Source organism: Caulobacter segnis (assembly GCF_003243465.1).
GTDB lineage: Bacteria > Pseudomonadota > Alphaproteobacteria > Caulobacterales > Caulobacteraceae > Caulobacter > Caulobacter segnis_A.
Genome location: NZ_QFQZ01000096.1, coordinates 1 through 16,130, shown reverse-complemented (window position 1 = coordinate 16,130; position 16,130 = coordinate 1). Strand labels below are relative to the sequence as shown.

Sequence of the window (16,130 nt, the reverse complement as noted above, 5' to 3'; positions counted from 1 at the left end):
TGATGCGCGGACCCGTCACGTACTCGCCGTACTCGGCGGTGTTCGAGATCGAGTAGTTCATGTTGGCGATGCCGCCCTCGTACATGAGGTCGACGATCAGCTTCAGCTCGTGCAGGCACTCGAAATAGGCCATTTCCGGCGCGTAGCCGGCTTCCACCAGCGTTTCGAAGCCGGCGCGGACCAGCTCGACCGTGCCGCCGCACAGGACGGCCTGCTCGCCGAACAGGTCGGTCTCGCACTCTTCGCGGAAGTTGGTCTCGATGATGCCCGAGCGGCCGCCGCCGATGGCCGAGGCGTAGGCCAGGCCCAGGTCGAGGGCGTTGCCGGTGGCGTTGTGGTGCACCGCGATCAGGCACGGCACGCCGCCACCCTTCTGGTACTCGCCGCGCACGGTGTGGCCCGGGCCCTTCGGCGCAACCATCAGCACGTCGATGGTGTTCTTCGGCTCGATCAGGCCGAAGTGGACGTTCAGGCCGTGGGCGAACAGCAGGGCCGCGCCGTCACGGATGTTGGGGGCGATGTCGTTCTTGTAGATCGCGGCCTGGTGCTCGTCCGGCGCCAGGATCATGATCATGTCGGCCCAGGCGGCGGCTTCGGCCACCGTCATGACCTTCAGGCCTTCGCCTTCGGCCTTCTTGGCGGTCGGCGAACCGGCGCGCAGGGCGACGGCGACGTTCTTGGCGCCCGAGTCGCGAAGGTTGAGGGCGTGGGCGTGACCTTGGCTGCCATAGCCTACGATGGCGATCTTCTTGTCCAGGATGCGGGCGATGTCGGCGTCGCGGTCGTAGTAGACGCGCATGTTTTTTCTCCAGGACTGGTCGATCAAGGTCGCCCGACGCAACGGAAGAGCGACGAAGGCCGGGCGTTTGAGCGTTTTTTTGCCGTTTCGTCAAGGCGGAGCCGACAGAACGGCGAAAACGCGCGACCTTCGCGACGCTGTTTTAGGCGCGACCGCTCCGCTTCGCCATCGTGCGTCCGAAAAACCTCGCGTCGCGGGCATGAAAAAGGGGCGGAGGATCGCGCCTCCGCCCCCTGCGGGATCACCAGAAGAGATCGCGCCAGACGCTCATCACCTGGCCGCTCCAGATGTCGACCAAGAGGGCGTCGTCGCCGACCCGGACCCACTCGCAGCCGATCGGCGGCTGCGGCAGGCCGTAGCGCCAGGCGTCGAGATAGTAGGAACTGCCGTACCAGCCGCCCGGCAGGTAGTCGCCGAACGCCCAGCTGCGGACGTACCAGCCGCGCGGATAGCGATAGACCGGCGCGCGGTACCGTTGCGGCGCGGAATAGATCGGCCGGTAGGTGTAGCGGTCGTAGTGCGGCCGTCCGCGATCGCGGTCGCGATAGCGGTCCCGGCTCCGGTCGTTCCATTCCCAGCTGCGGTTGTCGTTCCAGCGATAGTCGTTTCGGTCCCGGTCGCGATTGTCGTTCCAGCGGCGGTCGTCGCGATCGCGGTCACGATCGCGGTCCTGCCAGCCGGGACGGTTGTTGTCGTTACGGTCCCAACCGCCGCGTCGGTCTTCCCCACGCATGCGCTCGCGGTCGCCGTCGGGGCGTGGAGGCTGCGGCTGGACCTGGGGCTGGCCTTGGGGCGGCTGTGGTCGATCGCCCCGGTTCCAGCCGCTGTCGCCGCCGGGCCGGTTCCAGCCGCCGTCGGCCTGGCGCGGGCCGCCGCGATCGCCGCCGCGGTCACCCCAGCGCTCGGCGCGGTCGCCGCCGCGATCCGGGCGCGGGCCGCCGTCGCGCTGCTGCTGCTCGCGCTGTTGTTGCTGCTGCTGAGCGACCACCGCCCCCGCCGCCCCGGCCTGGGCCGCGCCGGCCAGCAGCGAGAGCGCCAAGGCGGTCGTGATCACACGTTTCATGTCTTGCTCCGAAGGGCCTTGATGGCAGGCCCGGGCTTGTCCCTTGATAGCAGTCTCGGACTCGCTGGATGAACCGGGCTTGAACATGACCCCAGAGGACTCGATGGCCGCGCATCCCAACGACATCGTCAGCTTCTGGCGCCAGGCCGGCCCCGCCAAATGGTTCGCCAAGGACGCGGCCTTCGACTCGGCCATCGCGCTGAAGTTCGAGCAGACCCACTACCGCGCCTCGATGCGACGCTACGACGCCTGGGCGGAGACGGCCGAGGGCGCCCTGGCCCTGCTGATCCTGCTCGACCAGTTCCCGCGCAACATGTACCGCAATACGCCGCACGCCTTCGCCACGGATCCGCTGGCCCGCACGTTCGCCCGCGCCGCCATCGCCGCCGGCCACGACCACGACCCGGCGATCGAGCCCGCCTTGCGCCCCTTCTTCTACCTGCCGTTCGAACACTCGGAGTCGCTGGTCGACCAGGAGTTCAGCGTCCAGCTGTTCGCCGGCCTGCAGGCCGACACCGGCGACGAGGAGTCGATGAAGTGGGCCCTGGCGCATCGCGACATCATCGCGCGGTTCGGCCGCTTCCCGCACCGCAACGCAGGGCTCGGCCGAGAGACGACGGCGGCCGAGCAAGCGTTCCTCGACGAGGGCGGCTTCGCGGGGTGATCCGCCCCTGAACTTTGCTTTGTAAAAATTCGCCTGTACGAGTGCGTTCGATCACTTCTTTGGGGAACGCCACTATGAAAGCCTTCCGTAGCGCGCTGGTCGTTGGCCTGGCGCTCTCCGCCCTCACGCCGGCCACCGGCTTCGCCCAGGCCAAGGCCAGCAAGGGCCAGCAGATGCAGACCCAGGCGTCGGGCGAGGTGCCGCGCTGCACGCGCAAACTGGGCACGCTGTCGATCGTCGACGGCGATGATTCCAGCGGCTGGACCCAGTACAACCTGGCCTCGCCGCAGAAGGTGCTGCGCGCCATCGTCCAGCGCTCGGGCTGCTTTAACCTCGTCGACCGCGGCGCGGGCCTCAGCGCGGCCGAGAAGGAACGCAACATCGGCGGCAATCTGGGCCTGCAGCGCGGCAGCAACGTCGGCCAGGGCCAGGTCAAGGCCGCCGACTACGTGCTGGTCGCCGAGGTCCAGGGCAGCAACAGCAATGTCGGCGGCGGCGCGGTGGCTGGCGCCATCGGCGGCCTGATCGGCGGCCGCGTCGGCGGTCTGGTCGGCGGCATCAAGACCAAGAAGCTGGAAGCCAACACCGTCCTGTCGCTGACCAATGTCCGCACCACCGAGACCATGTCGGTGGCTGAAGGCTACGCGGTGAAGAACGACATCGGCTGGGGCGCGGGCGGCGGCCTGGGCTTCGCCGGCGCGGTCGGCGGCGGCTACGAGGACACCGACATCGGCCGCATCGTGACGCTGTCGTTCATCAACGCCTATTCGAAGATGGTCGGCGACCTGGGCCTGCTGTCGGAGGCCGGCCCCGCCGCCGCGGCCGCGCCGGCCAAGACCTTCACCGCCCAGCGCCCCGTGGCCATGCGCGCCGCGCCGGTCGCCGGCGGCAAGCTGATCCGCACCCTGCCCGCCGGCGCCATCGTCTACCCGACCGGCAAGCAGCAGGAGCTGTGGTGGGAAGTGGCCGACGAGAACGACAATGTCGGCTGGGTGCTGAACACGGGCCTCGCGCCGAGCAAGTAACGTCCATGGCCCCTTCCCCCTCGCGGGGAAGGGGTTGGGAATGTGGGCGCCAGCGCCGTATCGGCCACAGCTGGCGCCGACACCCCCACCCCTGCCCCTCCCCGCAAGGGGAGGGGTTCTGATATTGGGATAGTTCACGCCCGCCTGTGGATCGTTTCCGGCGCCGCAGGTGTTCAACGGCTCGATTCGCCGCCACAATCGCCCACATGACCACCGCCGTCCTCGACGCCCCGAAAGCCGCCGCCGATCATCCCGAGCGGCAGTACCTGGCCCTTCTCGCCGACATCCTCGAGAACGGCGTCCAGCGCGGCGACCGCACGGGCACCGGCACGCTGGGCGTGTTCGGGCGGCAGATCCGCTTTGACCTCTCCAAGGGCTTCCCGGTCCTGACGACCAAGAAGCTGCATCTGCGCTCGATCATCATCGAGCTTCTGTGGTTCCTGAAGGGCGACACCAACATCGCCTATCTGAAGGACAACGGCGTCCGCATCTGGGACGAGTGGGCCGACGAGAACGGCGACCTCGGCCCCGTCTACGGCAAGCAGTGGCGCTCGTGGGCCACGCCTGACGGCCGCGTCATCGACCAGATCGGCAATCTCGTTGAGAACCTGAAGACCAATCCGAGCAGCCGCCGCCACATCGTCTCGGCCTGGAACCCGGCCGACGTCGACGACATGGCCCTGCCGCCATGCCACTGCCTGTTCCAGTTCTTCGTCGCCGACGGCAAGCTGAGCTGCCAGCTCTACCAGCGCAGCGCCGACGTCTTCCTGGGCGTGCCGTTCAACATCGCCAGCTACGCCCTGCTGACCCTGATGGTCGCCAAGGTCGTCGGCCTGGAGCCGGGCGAGTTCGTCCACACCTTCGGCGACGCGCACCTCTACCTGAACCACCTAGACCAGGCCCGCGAGCAGCTGACCCGCGAGCCCTTCGACTTCCCGACCATGACGATCGCCGACAAGCGCGACCTGTTCGGCTTCGCGTACGAGGATTTCACCCTGGACGGCTACCAGGCCCATCCGCACATCAAGGCCGAGGTTTCAGTCTGACCTGGGCGACGCTATATTAGCCTCTCTAAGGAGACGCCGATGTCCAAAGGACAACATGTTGTTCCGTCGATCCGCGGCGGCTGGAGCGTCAGGGCGACAGGGGCGGCGCGCGCCTCAAAGACGTTTTCGACGCAAGAAGCGGCGATCGCGCATGGAAAGGCGCTAGCCCAGAAGGAAGGCGCGGAGCTCTACATCCACCGCGCCGACGGCACTATCCGGTCACGCAACAGCTACGGCGCCGATCCCTTTCCGCCCAAGGGCTAAACCGCCCTATGGCCTTTGAGCGTAGCGTCTTCATCAACTGCCCTTTTGATGACGCCTATAAGCCCCTGCTGAGGGCTATCTTGTTCTGCATATATTATCTGGGCCTGGAGCCGCGCATCGCCATCGAGCGACTTGATGGCGCAGAGCCGCGCATCGAGAAAATCATAGAGCTGATAGAAGCCTCCAAGTTCGGCATCCACGACCTGTCTCGTATCCGAGCAGAGCGGGCAGGCGAATTGTTCAGACTCAACATGCCGCTCGAACTGGGCTTGGACATCGGCTGCAAGCGGTTCAGAGGCGCTCCTTGGTCGGATAAGCGATGCCTGATCTTGGAGACGGAACGCTATCGCTACTAGGCGGCGATCTCTGACCTTTCGAACTCAGATATCGAGGCCCACGGAGATGACCCGGCCGAAGCGCTGACGATTGTCCGCAACTGGCTGAATACAGAATGCAGGCTCGACGCGGAAGGACCGTCGTTCATATGGGGCCGCTTCACGGACTTCATCGCGGAGACAGACGACGTGCTCGTCGCTCGCGGCTATTCCAGGCGTGATATCGACCGCCTGCCAATGGTCGAATGGATGAGACAGATGGCGGCTTGGAGCGGCATGGGCAGATAGCCTCACGGCCTCAGTACGATCTTCCCCGCCAGCTTGGCCGACTGCAGCAGCGCCTGGGCCTCGCCGGCCTCGCGCAGCGGCAGGACCTTGGCGATCGTGGGCTGGATCGCGCCCTCCCCGATCAGCGCGAGCACCTGGGCCAGATCCTGCCGATAAGCCTCCGGCCGCGCATCGCGCCACGAGGTGACGTTGTAGCCGACCACGCCCTGGCTTTGGCTAAACAGCTTCAAGGCCGACAGCCGGTCGGCCGCCAGCATCTTCAGCATCGCGGCGGGCCGCGCCTTGCCGCCCTTGGTCGCGTCATAGCCGCCGTACAGCACCGCCGTCCCGCCGGGGCGCAGCGCGGCGATGGAGGCGGTCTTCAGGTGCGGCCCGCCGACATGGTCGAAGGCCGCGACCACGCCGCCGCCCGACAGCGCGACCGCACGCGCCGCCACCGGCTCGGTGCGGTAGTCGACATGCACGCCGCCCTTGGCCTCGACCTCGGCCTTCTTGCCCGCCGAAGCCGTGCCGATCGCCCGGACCCCGGCCCGCCGCGCCAGATCGAGGAGCAGGCCGCCGACGCCGCCCGCGGCGCCGTGGACCAGCACCCACTCGCCCGCCACCGCGCCGGCGACGCGGTGGAACATCTGCCAGGCGGTCAGGCCGTTCAGGACGCCCGCGACCAGGGCCTCGGCGGGCGCCGCCTCGGGCGCGGCGACCAGCCAGCGGGCGTCGATGTTCCGGCGCGTGGCGTAGGAGCCTGTCACGGTCAGGGCCGCCACGCGCTGCCCCACGTGGAGGCTCTCGACGCCCGCGCCCAACGCCTCGATCCGGCCGACGAAGTCGTAGCCCGGCGTCACCGGCGCCTTTACGCCGGGATAAAGCCCGGTGCGCATGACGATGTCGGCGAAGGCCACCCCGGCGGCCTCGATCGCCACCCGCGCCTGCCCTGGTCCCGGCGGCGGTAGCGTGACCTGGCGGGCTTGCAGCACCTCGACGCCCCCCGTCCGGGCCATATGCATCTCGAACGCCGTCGCCGACATCGCCCTTCCCCCGATCATCGTTCCTTGGTCGAAAGAGTGATCAACGTTCAGGTTTGGATCAAGCCTTGGCGCGCGGGCGCGACGCCCGCTAATCAAGGTGCATGACCATGCCCAGCCTCGCCATCGTCGTCGCCCGCGCCGCCAACGGGGTGATCGGCCGCGAGGGCGACCTGCCCTGGCGGCTGAAGTCGGACCTGGCCCTGTTCAAGGCCAACACCCTGGGCAAGCCGATCATCATGGGGCGCAAGACCTGGGACAGCCTTCCCCGCAAACCCCTGCCCGGCCGCATGAACGTCGTGCTGTCCCGCGACCAGAGCTTCGAACCCGAAGGCGCGATCGCCTGCGAGACCTGGTCCGAAGCGGTGCAGATCGCCAAGGAGCAGGCGGCCGACGACAGCCTCGACGAGGTCTGCGTGATCGGCGGCCGCGCCCTGTTCGAACTGGCCCTGCCCAAGGCCCGGCGGCTCTACCTCACCGAAGTGGCCGCCGAGGTCGAGGGCGATGTGCGTTTCCCGAGCTTCGACGAAAGCGCCTGGACCGAGGTTCGCCGCGAGGCGCACGTCGCGGGGCCTGGAGACGACCACGCCTTCGTGTTCCGGGTGCTGGAACGGCGCTGACGAGCGGGCGCGAAATCTGCGGAAATCTCGGGTGACTTAAACCCCGCCGAAACCTCGAGCGCCTTACAATCCTCGCGGGTAGGGGGAGCTAAGTTTGATCGCGGCCATTCGACACCGGTCTCGCAACGACCAGTCCTTGCGGATCGTCGGGATACTCACGGCCTTTGTGGGGTCGATCACGTTCAGCCTGTTCCTGGCCGGCGCGACCCACAACTTGCCGTCGATCTGGACGGCCAACGCGGTCGTTATCGCCGGCCTTCTGACTCTGAAGGGCAAGGCGCGCTGGGTCATGCTGGCCCTGGCCGGCGTAGCTCATGTCGCGGTCGAGCTGGTCGCGGGCGTGGGCGCCTCCTTCATCATTCTGGTAGTCCCCCAGGATCTCGTTCAGAACGTCCTGATCGCCATGAGCCTGGAACGGCTGGGGCTGACCCGTCACATGCGCAGCCCCTGGGGGCTGGCGCGCCTCACGGCCGCGGCGTCGGTGCTGGTCCTGGCGTTGTCGACGGTGACGACGATGACCCTGGCGCTCTTTCACGGCAAGCCGATCTGGAGCGGATGGGCCGAGTGGATCCCCCCAAACGTGTTGGGCGTGCTTCTGGCGATGCCGACCACGATCATGCTGATGGACCGGCGGCACCAGCCGCTGTTTCCCGCCCCCGCGTGGCAGGTGACCATGCTCACGGCCTTGGTCGTGATCAGCGCCGTGGCGATCTTCACCTGGGATCCAGGGCTGCAGGCGCTGCTGTTCGCCCCCGCCATGCTGGCGGTGTTCCGAGGCGGGCCGCGCGCGGCGGCGATCCTGGTCATCGCCTCCCTGGCCGCCTCGATCCCCGCCGTCCTGCACCGGGTCGGCATCGACCGTGACGTGGCGTTGATCCCCCTGCGCCACGCCGTCATCTTCCACGTGATGCTGTTCGCCGTCTGCCTGACCGCGGCCATGATCCTGGAACGGCAAAAGCGCCTGCAGGTGCTGATGACGCGGGGCCGCGACGCCGCGCGGAACGCCCAGGCCAGCGCCCAGGCCGCCAACAAGGCCAAGTCCGAGTTCCTGGCGACGATCAGCCACGAGATCCGCACGCCGCTGAACAGCATCCTCGGTTTCGCCGGCCTGGTCTCCGCCGCCCCTGGCCTGTCGTGCGAGAGCCGCCGGCGGCTGGACCTGATCGAGCGCGCCGGCCGCTCGCTGGTCGAGATCATCAACGACCTGCTGGACTTCTCGAAACTGGAAGCCGGGCGCATGGAGCTGGATCCGGAGCCGCTGGCCCCGGCCCTGGTGCTGCGCGACGCCATGGCGATCGCCGCCCCCGCGGCCGAGACCAAGGACCTGTCGCTAAGGATCGAGGTCGAGGGCGGCGACGAGGGCTCGCTGTTCCTGCTCGATGAGACCCGGCTGCGGCAGGTGCTGCTGAACCTGCTGTCCAACGCCATCAAGTTCACCCGCGACGGCGCCGTGGTCGCCCGGCTGGACCTGTCGGATCCCCGTCGCCTGCGGTTCGAGGTGTCCGACACCGGCATCGGCATCGCGCCGGACGTGCAGGCGCGACTGTTCCAGCGCTTCACCCAGGCCGACAGCTCGATCAGTCGCGGCTACGGCGGCACAGGCCTGGGCCTGGCGATCAGCAAGGCGTTGGTCACCCGGATGGGCGGCGAGATCGGCGTGATCAGCGCCCAGGGCCGCGGCTCATGCTTCTGGGTCGAGCTTCCCGCCCCCCCCGCGCAACCGGCGCCCCGGCTGGAGGCCATCTCGCCGCCGCCGCAGATCGCGCGCGGCGCGCGCGTGCTGTTGGTCGACGACCATCACGTCAATCGCGAGCTGGGTCACGCCCTGCTGACCCTGGGCGGGCACGAAGCGGTCACCGCCGAGGACGGGGCCATGGCGGTGTCCCTGCTGCGCGACCAGGAGTTCGACCTGGTGCTGATGGACGTCCACATGCCGGTCATGGACGGCCTGGCCGCGACCCACGCCATCCGCGCGATGGAGGGAGACAAGCGACACGTGCCGATCCTGGCGCTCAGCGCCGACGTCATGCCCGAGCAGGTCGCCCGCTGCCTGGCCGCCGGCATGGACGGTCACGTGGCCAAGCCGATCGTCCGCGACGATCTGCTGTCGGCCGTGGCGCGCTTCACCGCCGGCCCCAGCCGCACAGCCGACGCCCCGTCGCTGATGACCTGCTAGAGGCCGCGCGCAAGGAGCGCTCGCCAAGTTCAAACGCCCGTTTATAGTCTTCCCGACCGCCCGGCAGAGGCGTGACAGGGAGAGAGACGCGCGATGGACATTCATCTGGTGGCCGAAGGCCTGCAATTTCCCGAGGGCCCCGTGGCCATGGCGGACGGCTCGGTGATCGTCACCGAGATCCAGGGCCAGCGCCTGACCCGCATCTGGCCCGACGGCCGCAAGGAGACCGTCGCCGAGACGGGCGGCGGGCCCAACGGCGCGGCGATCGGACCCGACGGCGCCCTATACGTCACCAACAACGGCGGCAGCTTCCAGTTTTTCGAGGCCAATGGCCTGAACATCCCCGGCCCCACCCCGCCCACGCACAAGGGCGGCTTCATCCAGCGCGTCGACCTCGCGACCGGCGCGGTGACGACGCTGTATTCAGAATGCGACGGCAAGCCCCTGGTCGGGCCCAACGACCTGGTCTTCGACAGGCAAGGCGGCTTCTGGTTCACCGACCACGGCTGCTCGACGCCCGACGGCCGCAAGTACGGGGCGTTGTACTACGCCCTGCCCGATGGCTCGAAGATCACCCGCTGGCGCGACCACTTCGTCTCGCCCAACGGCGTGGGCCTCTCGCCGGACGAGAAGACCGTCTACATGGCCGACACCATGCTGGGGCGGCTGTGGTCGTTCGAGATCACGGCCCCCGGCGTGCTGGCCGACGCCGCGCCGCTGACGCCCGGGAACGTCGTTTGCAACCTGCCGGGCTATCAGCTGCTGGACAGCCTGGCGGTCGAGGCCGGCGGCAAGGTCTGCGTGGCGACGATCATCAACGGCGGGATCACCGCCTTCGACCCGGACGGCTCCACCGAGCACTACGCCTTTCCGGACGTGATCGTGACCAACATCTGCTTCGGCGGCGCCGACATGCGCGACGCCTGGATCACGGCCTCGGGCACCGGCAAGCTCTACAAGGCGCGGTGGCCGCGGCCGGGCTTGAAGCTGAACTTCAACGCATAGTTCCTCCCCCGCGATGCGGGGGAGGTGGCCCAGAGGGCCGGAGGGGGCTAACTGGGCCGATATCCAGCCCGCCCCCTCAGTCGGCTCCGCGACAGCTCCCCCGCATCGCGGGGGAGCATCCACTGTCGCCTAGTACAGCACCCCCAGCGCCGCGCGCTCGAAGTTCTGCAGCTCGCCGGTGCGGCCCTCGCGGACCTTCACGACCCATTCGGGATCCTGCAGCAGGGCCCGGCCGACGCCGACCAGGTCGAAGTCGCCGCGCTCCAGGCGCTCCAGCAGGCCGTCCAGCGAGGCGGGCTGGCTGCCCTCGCCGCCGAACGCGGCGATGAACTCGCCCGACAGGCCCACCGAACCGACGGTGATGGTCGGCGCGCCCGTCAGCTTCTTGGCCCAGCCGGCGAAATTGAGGTCGCTGCCGTCGAACTCCGGCTCCCAGAACCGGCGCTGGCTGCAGTGGAAGATGTCGGCGCCGGCGTCGGCCAGCGGCTGCAGCCAGGCTTCCATCTCTTGCGGGGTGGTCGCCAGGCGCGCGGTGTAGTCCTGCTGCTTCCACTGCGACAGGCGGATGATCACGGGATAGTCCGGACCCACGGCCGCGCGGACAGCCTTGAGGATCTCGGCGGCGAAACGGCCGCGCTCGCCGATCGTCGGACCGCCCCACGGGTCGGTCCGGACATTGGTGCCCGGCCAGAAGAACTGGTCTATCAAATAACCGTGCGCGCCGTGCAGCTCGACCGCGTCGAAGCCCAGGCGCTTGGCGTCGGCCGCCGCCTGGCCAAAGGCGGCGATGGTGTCGGCGATGTCGGCGTCGGTCATCGGTTCGGTGAACGGGTTGCCGCCCGCCTTCGACAGGCCCGAGGGGCTGTCGACCTTGCCCAGCTGGTCCGGGCCCTTGGCCGCGCCCACGTGCCACAGCTGCGGGGCGATCAGGCCGCCCGCCGCATGCACCTCGTCGACGACCTTCTTCCAGCCGGCCAGCTCCTTTTCGCCGTGGAAACGCGGCACCTTGGCGTCGTTCAGCGAGGCCGGACGCGCGACGCCCGTGCCCTCGGTGACGATCAGCCCGACCTGGTTCTCGGCGCGGCGGCGATAATAGGCGGCGACCTCGTCGGTCGGCACGCCACAGGGCGAGAAGGACCGCGTCATCGGCGCCATCACCACCCGGTTGGGCAGCTTCAGGGATTTGAATTCGAAGGGCTTGAACAGGGCGTCGAGGGCCATGGGGGCTCCGTAGACAATGAAAACGCGCGCAATCCAAACACCCGTTCGAGGCCCAAGCCAAGCTAAAACCGCAACGCTCGCTGTTCCTTGACGAGAGACTTGCGGGAAGTGGGATTCACCGCACCATGACGCCGTCAGCGGAGGGACGGGCCATGGGCGGCAAGCCGGCGAATTGGTGGATCATACTGGCGGCCGGAGTGCTGGCCGCAGTGTTCCTGTTGAGGGATTTCGTCGAGCACGCCCACGCCATACTGGGTCACGCGGGCTATCGAGGCCTGCTGACCTCGCCGACGATGCACCACAAGGTCGGCGAGATTCTGGTCGGCGCGCCCCTCTACATGACCGCCCTGATGAGACCTGTCTGGCCCGTCGATCGGATCGTCGCCAATCTCAAGTCCGCGCGCCCGTTGCTGGCCTTGGGCTCGGCGCTGAACCTGCTGGCCTGGGTAGGCAGCGCCGCCCCTGCCAGCGACTTCAACAAGATCTGGTTCCTGCTGCTGGCCGTGGCGGGGATCGCGGCGCCGCCCATCCTGATCCGCGTGCTGGCCTCTAGGAAGGAAACACCGTCATAGCCCCAGCACCATCTTGGCCATGATGTTGCGTTGGATCTCGTTGGAGCCGGCGTAGATCGAGGTCTTGCGGTAGCTGAAATAGGCTGGAGCCGCCGGCGCGGCGTAGTCGGGGCCCGCCCTACCCTCGTTGCTCTTGGACCAAGTATCCCGCACGAACGGCGCGGCGTAGGCGCCCACCGCCTCGAGGGTCAGCTCGGTGATCGCCTGCTGCTGTTCGGAGCCCACGCACTTCAGCATCGACGAGGCCGGGCCGATCGCCTTGCCGGCCGAGCGGCCGGAGAAGATCCGCAGCTCGCTGGCGTTCAGCGCCTGCACCTGGACCTCCAGGTTACTGATCTTGGTCCGGAAGTCCGGGTCGTCGATCAACCGCCCGCCGTCGTCTGCCAGCTCCAGGGCGGCGATGCGCTTGACCTTCTTGAGCATGTGCATCAGGCCCGGCGCGTAGGCGTTGCCGCGCTCGAACTCCAGAAGGTACTTGGCGTAGGTCCAGCCCTTGTTCTCCTCGCCGATGCGGTTGGCGACGGGCACCCGGACATTGTCGAAGAAGACCTGGTTGATCTCCTGCTCGTTTTCCGGAGGACCGTCGAGGGTCGGCAGCGGCTTGATCTGGATGCCGGGCGTATCCATCCGCAGCAGCAGGAACGAGATGCCCTCCTGCGGCCGGCCTTCCGTCGAGGTGCGGACCAGGCAGAACATCCAGTCGGCCCACTGGGCGTGGGTCGTCCAGATCTTCGAGCCGTTCAGCACATAGTCGTCGCCGTCACGCTCGGCGCGCATCTGCAGGCTGGCGAGGTCGGAGCCCGAGCCGGGCTCGGAATAGCCCTGGCACCACCAGACGTCCGACCGCAGGATCGGCGGCAGGTGCTCAGCCTTCTGTTCGTCGGTCCCGAACGCCATGATCACCGGCGCGACCATCTTCAGCCCCATCGGCGAGGAGGTCGGCACGCCCGCCAGGCTCATCTCCATGTTGAAGATGTAGCGCTGCGAGGCCGTGAAGCCCGGTCCGCCGTGCTCGACAGGCCAATCCGGCGCCGCCCAGCCGCGTTCGTACAGCTTCTTCTGCCATTTCACCTGGCCGGCCTTGTCCAGATAGCCGTTCTTGGACTGGCTCATCTGGCGTCGCAGGTCGTCATCATAGGCGGTGGCGATCCAGTCGCGCACCTCTCGCTGGAAGGCCAGATCCTCGGCCGAGAACGCCAGGTCCATCGCCCTACTCCACCGCGTCGAGGTACTCGATGTTCGGGGCGGCGGCCATCGTCGGCCCCATCGCCGCGCCAGCGGCCTTGAAGTAGTCGGTGCCGCCGTGATGCTTCAGCGCGTCGGTCGAGGCGTAGAGCTCCAGCACCTTGTAGACGCCGGCCTCGGTCTTGGACTTGGTCAGTTGGTACATCAGACAGCCCGACTCGTTGGCCTTCACCTTGGCGGCCAGATCCAGGAACACCTTCTCGAATTCAGCGGTCTTGTCCGGCTGGACAAAGAGGGTCGCGACGACGCCGATCATGTTGCCTCCCAACATTTGTTTGAAAGGCAGGATGGGTCAGGCGAGCGGCGGGGGCAAGGGAGACGTTGGGGAAGTCTGAGCTATGGGTTTAGAGAGAGCTTGATCGCTCTCCCAATCACCGACTTCCCCGGCGAATGCCGGGGCCCAGATTCATCCTGAGCGTTTGGGATGACGCGCCAACGAGCAGCGCGAGCTACACGTCTGAAAGTGGGTTCGATCTGGGTCCCGGCATTCGCCGGGAAATCGGGCTGTGAAGCTAGCGCCGCTCGTTCCAGCCGTAGGCCACCCAGGAGTGGCCGCCGACATTGCGGGCTTCGATCAGGCTGGGATCGGCGTTACGGGCGCCGGCGACCTTGCGGCCGCGGAAGGCGAAGGCCGCCAGGCCGAACAGGGCGCTGCCGATGAAGCCGACCACAACGACCGTCGCCGCGAACACCACGGCGAGCACCGCGCCGATCACCACGGCCGCCGACGTCGCGAGCGCGCCCGCGATCCAAGCGAGATTACGCCAGGGCGAAACAGCGGCGGTGTTGGTCATCGGCGTCCTCTCGTCACGCTCATGATTATTCTTAGGTGGTTCACAAGCGCTGAACATCAACTGAACACCCGCCAGATGCAGATGAAAAGACACTTTTTCCCGAGCAAACGCCCGGTTCGGCCGATTTTCGGCCTTAGCCGGCGGCGGCCAGGCCCAGTTCCCGGCGCTCGCGCATGACCGTCGAGAAGGCGGCGTTGATCGCGGCCGCCTTGGCCTCGGCCACCTCGATGAACTCGGTGGGCAGCCCGCGAGCGCGCGCCTTGTCGGGGTGGGCGTTGACCAGGGCGATCTTCCAGGCCTTGTGGACCGTTGCGTCGTCGGCGTCCGCCGGCACGTCGAGGATGGCGTAGGGGTCGTCGGCCCCGACACCCAGGTGCGTGGCGCGCAGGCGGCGGAAAGCCAGGGGAGACATTCCGAACAGGCTGGAGACGCGCTCAAGATAGGCCAGCTCGTCGGTGGTCACGACCCCATCCGCCTTGGCGATGTGGAACAGGCCATCGACCACGTCCTCCAGCAGCTGCGGACAGCTGGAATAGCGCTTGGCCAGGCGCTTGGCGTAGCTCTCGAAGCCGTGAGTCGTCTGCCGCGCCAGGTCGTACAGGCGGTGGATGTTCGGCTCCGAGGCCGGATCGGGCTGGAACACCTCGGTGAAGGCGGCGAACTCATGCCCGTCGGCCCGGCCGTCGACCTTGGCCAGCTTGGCGCCCAGCGCGGTCACCGCGGTCGAAAACGCCGGGTCCTCGCCCGGCAGACCGCCCGGACATTCGGTGCAGTCGGCCAGATCGAGGCGCCGGGCGGCGATGCTCGCGATGTTGCGCCAGAAGCTCATGAATCGCCTCGAAACCAGCGACGGACATTGACGGATACGGGGGATGGCCCAGGACGGATCACCCAACGGAAGGTGCTTCTAGCACATTGAGAATGATCATTCACATGACTTCGTTGCAATGCGGCGAAAGCGCCGGCTCAAAAAGATCGGGGAGCCGATCGCCCTCTGGCTCGTTATGGCTCCGCTTGGCGCTCGCCACGCAACGGTCCCAATCCGGACCGAAATGCTCTAGTCACTCTGCAAGTTTCCTCGAAAGGACCTCCGCCGCATGGCGAACGCCCTCTTTCTCGCCCTCGCCCTGCTGGCCCAGAACGGCCAGGCCGGCGCCCAGCCCTCGCTCAACGCCGCGCCGACCGACGAGTACGGCTATGTCGCCTGGTGCTACGGAGCCCTCGGCGGCTACGCCTCGCTCTACGACCAGGTGATGCCCGAGGTGACGCGGATCGAGAAGGCGTTCCCCGGCCCCGACGGCGTCCAGGCCGCCCTGAAGACCTATCCGGAGATGCGCGCCCAGGCGCAGAAGGACCTCAAGGCCTTCGCCTCGGCGATCACCGCGGCCGAGAAGGCCAGCCCGCGCCCGATCTCGGAGTATGGCGCGGCCCAGGTCAAGCGCGGCGCGGCCATCTGGCAGGGCGCCGGCTCGGTCGACAAGGCGCGCCTGGCCCAGATGTGGATGAGCTGGAGCCCGCCCGGCGACTGCGAGCGGCGCGCCAAGGCGCTTGAGGTGAAGTCGTCGATCCTGGGTCGGGCGCTGAACTACAACTCCGGCTCGGCGACGACGCCGCCCCCCGCTCCGACGACGCCAGAACCCACGCCGACGCCGGCCGAGACTCCCGCGCCCGCCCCCGCCGCCCCGGCTGCGAAGCCCGCCGCCGCGACGACAGCACCCACGCCGAAGCCGAAGACCGCCGCGGCGCCCGCCAAGACGCTCCCGCCGATCGGCGGCAATGAGATCATCGTCGATCCAGTCAACCCGGTCCCCTGCGCCGGCAGCCTGATCCCGGCCAAGCGCGGCGGCCGCGACGTGCTGATCTGCAAGCCGAATTGATAATAAGTCTGCTCCTCCTCTGGGGGAGCTGTCGCGGCAGCGACTTAGCGGGCTACTCGGCCTATGCGGAGCCGCCCCCTCCGTCCCTCCGGGCCACCTCCCCCATAGGGGGAG

Annotated in this window: 18 protein-coding genes; 10 read left to right on the top strand and 8 right to left on the bottom strand. The window is 68.0% G+C overall.

Annotation, left to right across the window (positions count from 1 at the left end; all coding sequences use genetic code 11):
- Both ilvC and DI526_RS20835 read right to left on the bottom strand, forming a co-directional pair.
- On the bottom strand, positions 1 to 799 hold a 799-nt coding region (ilvC, locus tag DI526_RS20840; protein ID WP_304282140.1), incomplete at its 3' end, for a ketol-acid reductoisomerase.
- Positions 800 to 1,040: 241 nt separating this feature from the next.
- A complete protein-coding gene (locus DI526_RS20835; protein ID WP_304282139.1) occupies positions 1,041 to 1,862 on the bottom strand; it encodes an RcnB family protein in 822 nt (273 codons plus the stop codon).
- 103 nt (positions 1,863 to 1,965) lie between these two features.
- Between DI526_RS20835 and DI526_RS20830 the strand changes: the two genes are divergently transcribed.
- The 5 genes from DI526_RS20830 to DI526_RS20810 all read left to right on the top strand — a co-directional run bounded on the left by DI526_RS20830 (position 1,966) and on the right by DI526_RS20810 (position 5,217).
- Positions 1,966 to 2,526: a DUF924 family protein gene (locus DI526_RS20830; RefSeq protein ID WP_304282137.1), complete on the top strand. Its 561-nt coding sequence runs from the start codon at positions 1,966 to 1,968 to the stop codon at positions 2,524 to 2,526.
- A gap of 74 nt (positions 2,527 to 2,600) precedes the next feature.
- A complete protein-coding gene (locus DI526_RS20825) occupies positions 2,601 to 3,551 on the top strand; it encodes an SH3 domain-containing protein (RefSeq protein WP_304282136.1) in 951 nt (316 codons plus the stop codon).
- A gap of 206 nt (positions 3,552 to 3,757) precedes the next feature.
- On the top strand, positions 3,758 to 4,597 hold the full coding sequence (locus tag DI526_RS20820; protein ID WP_304282135.1) for a thymidylate synthase: 840 nt from the start codon (positions 3,758 to 3,760) through the stop codon (positions 4,595 to 4,597).
- Between the two features lie 39 nt (positions 4,598 to 4,636).
- Positions 4,637 to 4,861, top strand: a complete 225-nt coding sequence (locus tag DI526_RS20815) for a DUF2188 domain-containing protein (RefSeq protein WP_304282134.1) — start codon at positions 4,637 to 4,639, stop codon at positions 4,859 to 4,861.
- 8 nt (positions 4,862 to 4,869) lie between these two features.
- On the top strand, positions 4,870 to 5,217 hold the full coding sequence (locus tag DI526_RS20810; RefSeq protein WP_304282133.1) for a hypothetical protein: 348 nt from the start codon (positions 4,870 to 4,872) through the stop codon (positions 5,215 to 5,217).
- Between the two features lie 269 nt (positions 5,218 to 5,486).
- Here DI526_RS20810 and DI526_RS20805 read toward each other — a convergent pair whose 3' ends face one another.
- The gene (locus DI526_RS20805) at positions 5,487 to 6,509 is read right to left on the bottom strand and encodes a zinc-binding dehydrogenase (protein ID WP_304282132.1); all 1,023 of its coding nucleotides are present in this window, start codon (positions 6,507 to 6,509) and stop codon (positions 5,487 to 5,489) included.
- 101 nt (positions 6,510 to 6,610) lie between these two features.
- On the opposite strand from DI526_RS20805, the gene DI526_RS20800 reads away from it, so the two are divergent.
- The 3 genes from DI526_RS20800 (at position 6,611) to DI526_RS20790 (ending at position 10,307) form a co-directional block, all read left to right on the top strand.
- Complete coding sequence (locus DI526_RS20800; RefSeq protein ID WP_304282131.1) at positions 6,611 to 7,126, top strand: dihydrofolate reductase; 516 nt, start codon at positions 6,611 to 6,613, stop codon at positions 7,124 to 7,126.
- Between the two features lie 94 nt (positions 7,127 to 7,220).
- A complete protein-coding gene (locus tag DI526_RS20795) occupies positions 7,221 to 9,302 on the top strand; it encodes an ATP-binding protein (RefSeq protein WP_304282130.1) in 2,082 nt (693 codons plus the stop codon).
- A gap of 93 nt (positions 9,303 to 9,395) precedes the next feature.
- On the top strand, positions 9,396 to 10,307 hold the full coding sequence (locus DI526_RS20790) for an SMP-30/gluconolactonase/LRE family protein (protein WP_304282129.1): 912 nt from the start codon (positions 9,396 to 9,398) through the stop codon (positions 10,305 to 10,307).
- A gap of 129 nt (positions 10,308 to 10,436) precedes the next feature.
- On the opposite strand, the gene DI526_RS20785 is transcribed toward DI526_RS20790, so the two are convergent.
- The gene (locus tag DI526_RS20785) at positions 10,437 to 11,528 is read right to left on the bottom strand and encodes an NADH:flavin oxidoreductase (RefSeq protein ID WP_304282128.1); all 1,092 of its coding nucleotides are present in this window, start codon (positions 11,526 to 11,528) and stop codon (positions 10,437 to 10,439) included.
- A gap of 125 nt (positions 11,529 to 11,653) precedes the next feature.
- Between DI526_RS20785 and DI526_RS20780 the strand changes: the two genes are divergently transcribed.
- Entirely contained in the window at positions 11,654 to 12,100 is a 447-nt protein-coding gene (locus DI526_RS20780) for a hypothetical protein (RefSeq protein ID WP_304282127.1), read from the top strand.
- Here DI526_RS20780 and DI526_RS20775 read toward each other — a convergent pair.
- From DI526_RS20775 to DI526_RS20760, 4 genes are all read right to left on the bottom strand, one after another.
- Positions 12,095 to 13,306: an acyl-CoA dehydrogenase family protein gene (locus DI526_RS20775; RefSeq protein WP_304282124.1), complete on the bottom strand. Its 1,212-nt coding sequence runs from the start codon at positions 13,304 to 13,306 to the stop codon at positions 12,095 to 12,097. The genes DI526_RS20780 and DI526_RS20775 overlap by 6 nt on opposite strands.
- 4 nt (positions 13,307 to 13,310) lie before the next feature.
- The gene (locus tag DI526_RS20770) at positions 13,311 to 13,601 is read right to left on the bottom strand and encodes a putative quinol monooxygenase (RefSeq protein WP_304282121.1); all 291 of its coding nucleotides are present in this window, start codon (positions 13,599 to 13,601) and stop codon (positions 13,311 to 13,313) included.
- A 256-nt stretch (positions 13,602 to 13,857) separates the two neighbouring features.
- A complete protein-coding gene (locus tag DI526_RS20765; RefSeq protein ID WP_304282118.1) occupies positions 13,858 to 14,196 on the bottom strand; it encodes a hypothetical protein in 339 nt (112 codons plus the stop codon).
- Between the two features lie 76 nt (positions 14,197 to 14,272).
- Positions 14,273 to 14,968 carry a DnaJ family molecular chaperone gene (locus DI526_RS20760; RefSeq protein WP_304282116.1) on the bottom strand — a complete coding sequence of 232 codons (696 nt, stop codon included), beginning with the start codon at positions 14,966 to 14,968 and terminating at the stop codon, positions 14,273 to 14,275.
- 268 nt (positions 14,969 to 15,236) lie between these two features.
- On the opposite strand from DI526_RS20760, the gene DI526_RS20755 reads away from it, so the two are divergent.
- Positions 15,237 to 16,016 carry a hypothetical protein gene (locus DI526_RS20755; protein WP_304282113.1) on the top strand — a complete coding sequence of 260 codons (780 nt, stop codon included), beginning with the start codon at positions 15,237 to 15,239 and terminating at the stop codon, positions 16,014 to 16,016.
- The last annotated feature ends 114 nt before the right edge of the window (positions 16,017 to 16,130 follow it).

Bases quoted from the DNA above. Each gene is read 5' to 3' on its own strand.
- DI526_RS20805 (WP_304282132.1), bottom strand. From the start codon at position 6,509: ATGTCGGCGACGGCGTTCGAGATGCATATGGCCCGGACGGGGGGCGTC.
- DI526_RS20765 (WP_304282118.1), bottom strand. From the start codon at position 14,196: ATGTTCAGCGCTTGTGAACCACCTAAGAATAATCATGAGCGTGACGAG.
- DI526_RS20760 (WP_304282116.1), bottom strand. From the start codon at position 14,968: ATGAGCTTCTGGCGCAACATCGCGAGCATCGCCGCCCGGCGCCTCGAT.
- DI526_RS20810 (WP_304282133.1), top strand. From the start codon at position 4,870: ATGGCCTTTGAGCGTAGCGTCTTCATCAACTGCCCTTTTGATGACGCC.
- DI526_RS20790 (WP_304282129.1), top strand. From the start codon at position 9,396: ATGGACATTCATCTGGTGGCCGAAGGCCTGCAATTTCCCGAGGGCCCC.
- DI526_RS20780 (WP_304282127.1), top strand. From the start codon at position 11,654: ATGACGCCGTCAGCGGAGGGACGGGCCATGGGCGGCAAGCCGGCGAAT.
- DI526_RS20825 (WP_304282136.1), top strand. From the start codon at position 2,601: ATGAAAGCCTTCCGTAGCGCGCTGGTCGTTGGCCTGGCGCTCTCCGCC.
- DI526_RS20800 (WP_304282131.1), top strand. From the start codon at position 6,611: ATGACCATGCCCAGCCTCGCCATCGTCGTCGCCCGCGCCGCCAACGGG.
- DI526_RS20755 (WP_304282113.1), top strand. From the start codon at position 15,237: ATGGCGAACGCCCTCTTTCTCGCCCTCGCCCTGCTGGCCCAGAACGGC.
- DI526_RS20830 (WP_304282137.1), top strand. From the start codon at position 1,966: ATGGCCGCGCATCCCAACGACATCGTCAGCTTCTGGCGCCAGGCCGGC.
- DI526_RS20770 (WP_304282121.1), bottom strand. From the start codon at position 13,601: ATGATCGGCGTCGTCGCGACCCTCTTTGTCCAGCCGGACAAGACCGCT.
- DI526_RS20785 (WP_304282128.1), bottom strand. From the start codon at position 11,528: ATGGCCCTCGACGCCCTGTTCAAGCCCTTCGAATTCAAATCCCTGAAG.
- DI526_RS20820 (WP_304282135.1), top strand. From the start codon at position 3,758: ATGACCACCGCCGTCCTCGACGCCCCGAAAGCCGCCGCCGATCATCCC.
- DI526_RS20835 (WP_304282139.1), bottom strand. From the start codon at position 1,862: ATGAAACGTGTGATCACGACCGCCTTGGCGCTCTCGCTGCTGGCCGGC.
- DI526_RS20815 (WP_304282134.1), top strand. From the start codon at position 4,637: ATGTCCAAAGGACAACATGTTGTTCCGTCGATCCGCGGCGGCTGGAGC.
- DI526_RS20775 (WP_304282124.1), bottom strand. From the start codon at position 13,306: ATGGACCTGGCGTTCTCGGCCGAGGATCTGGCCTTCCAGCGAGAGGTG.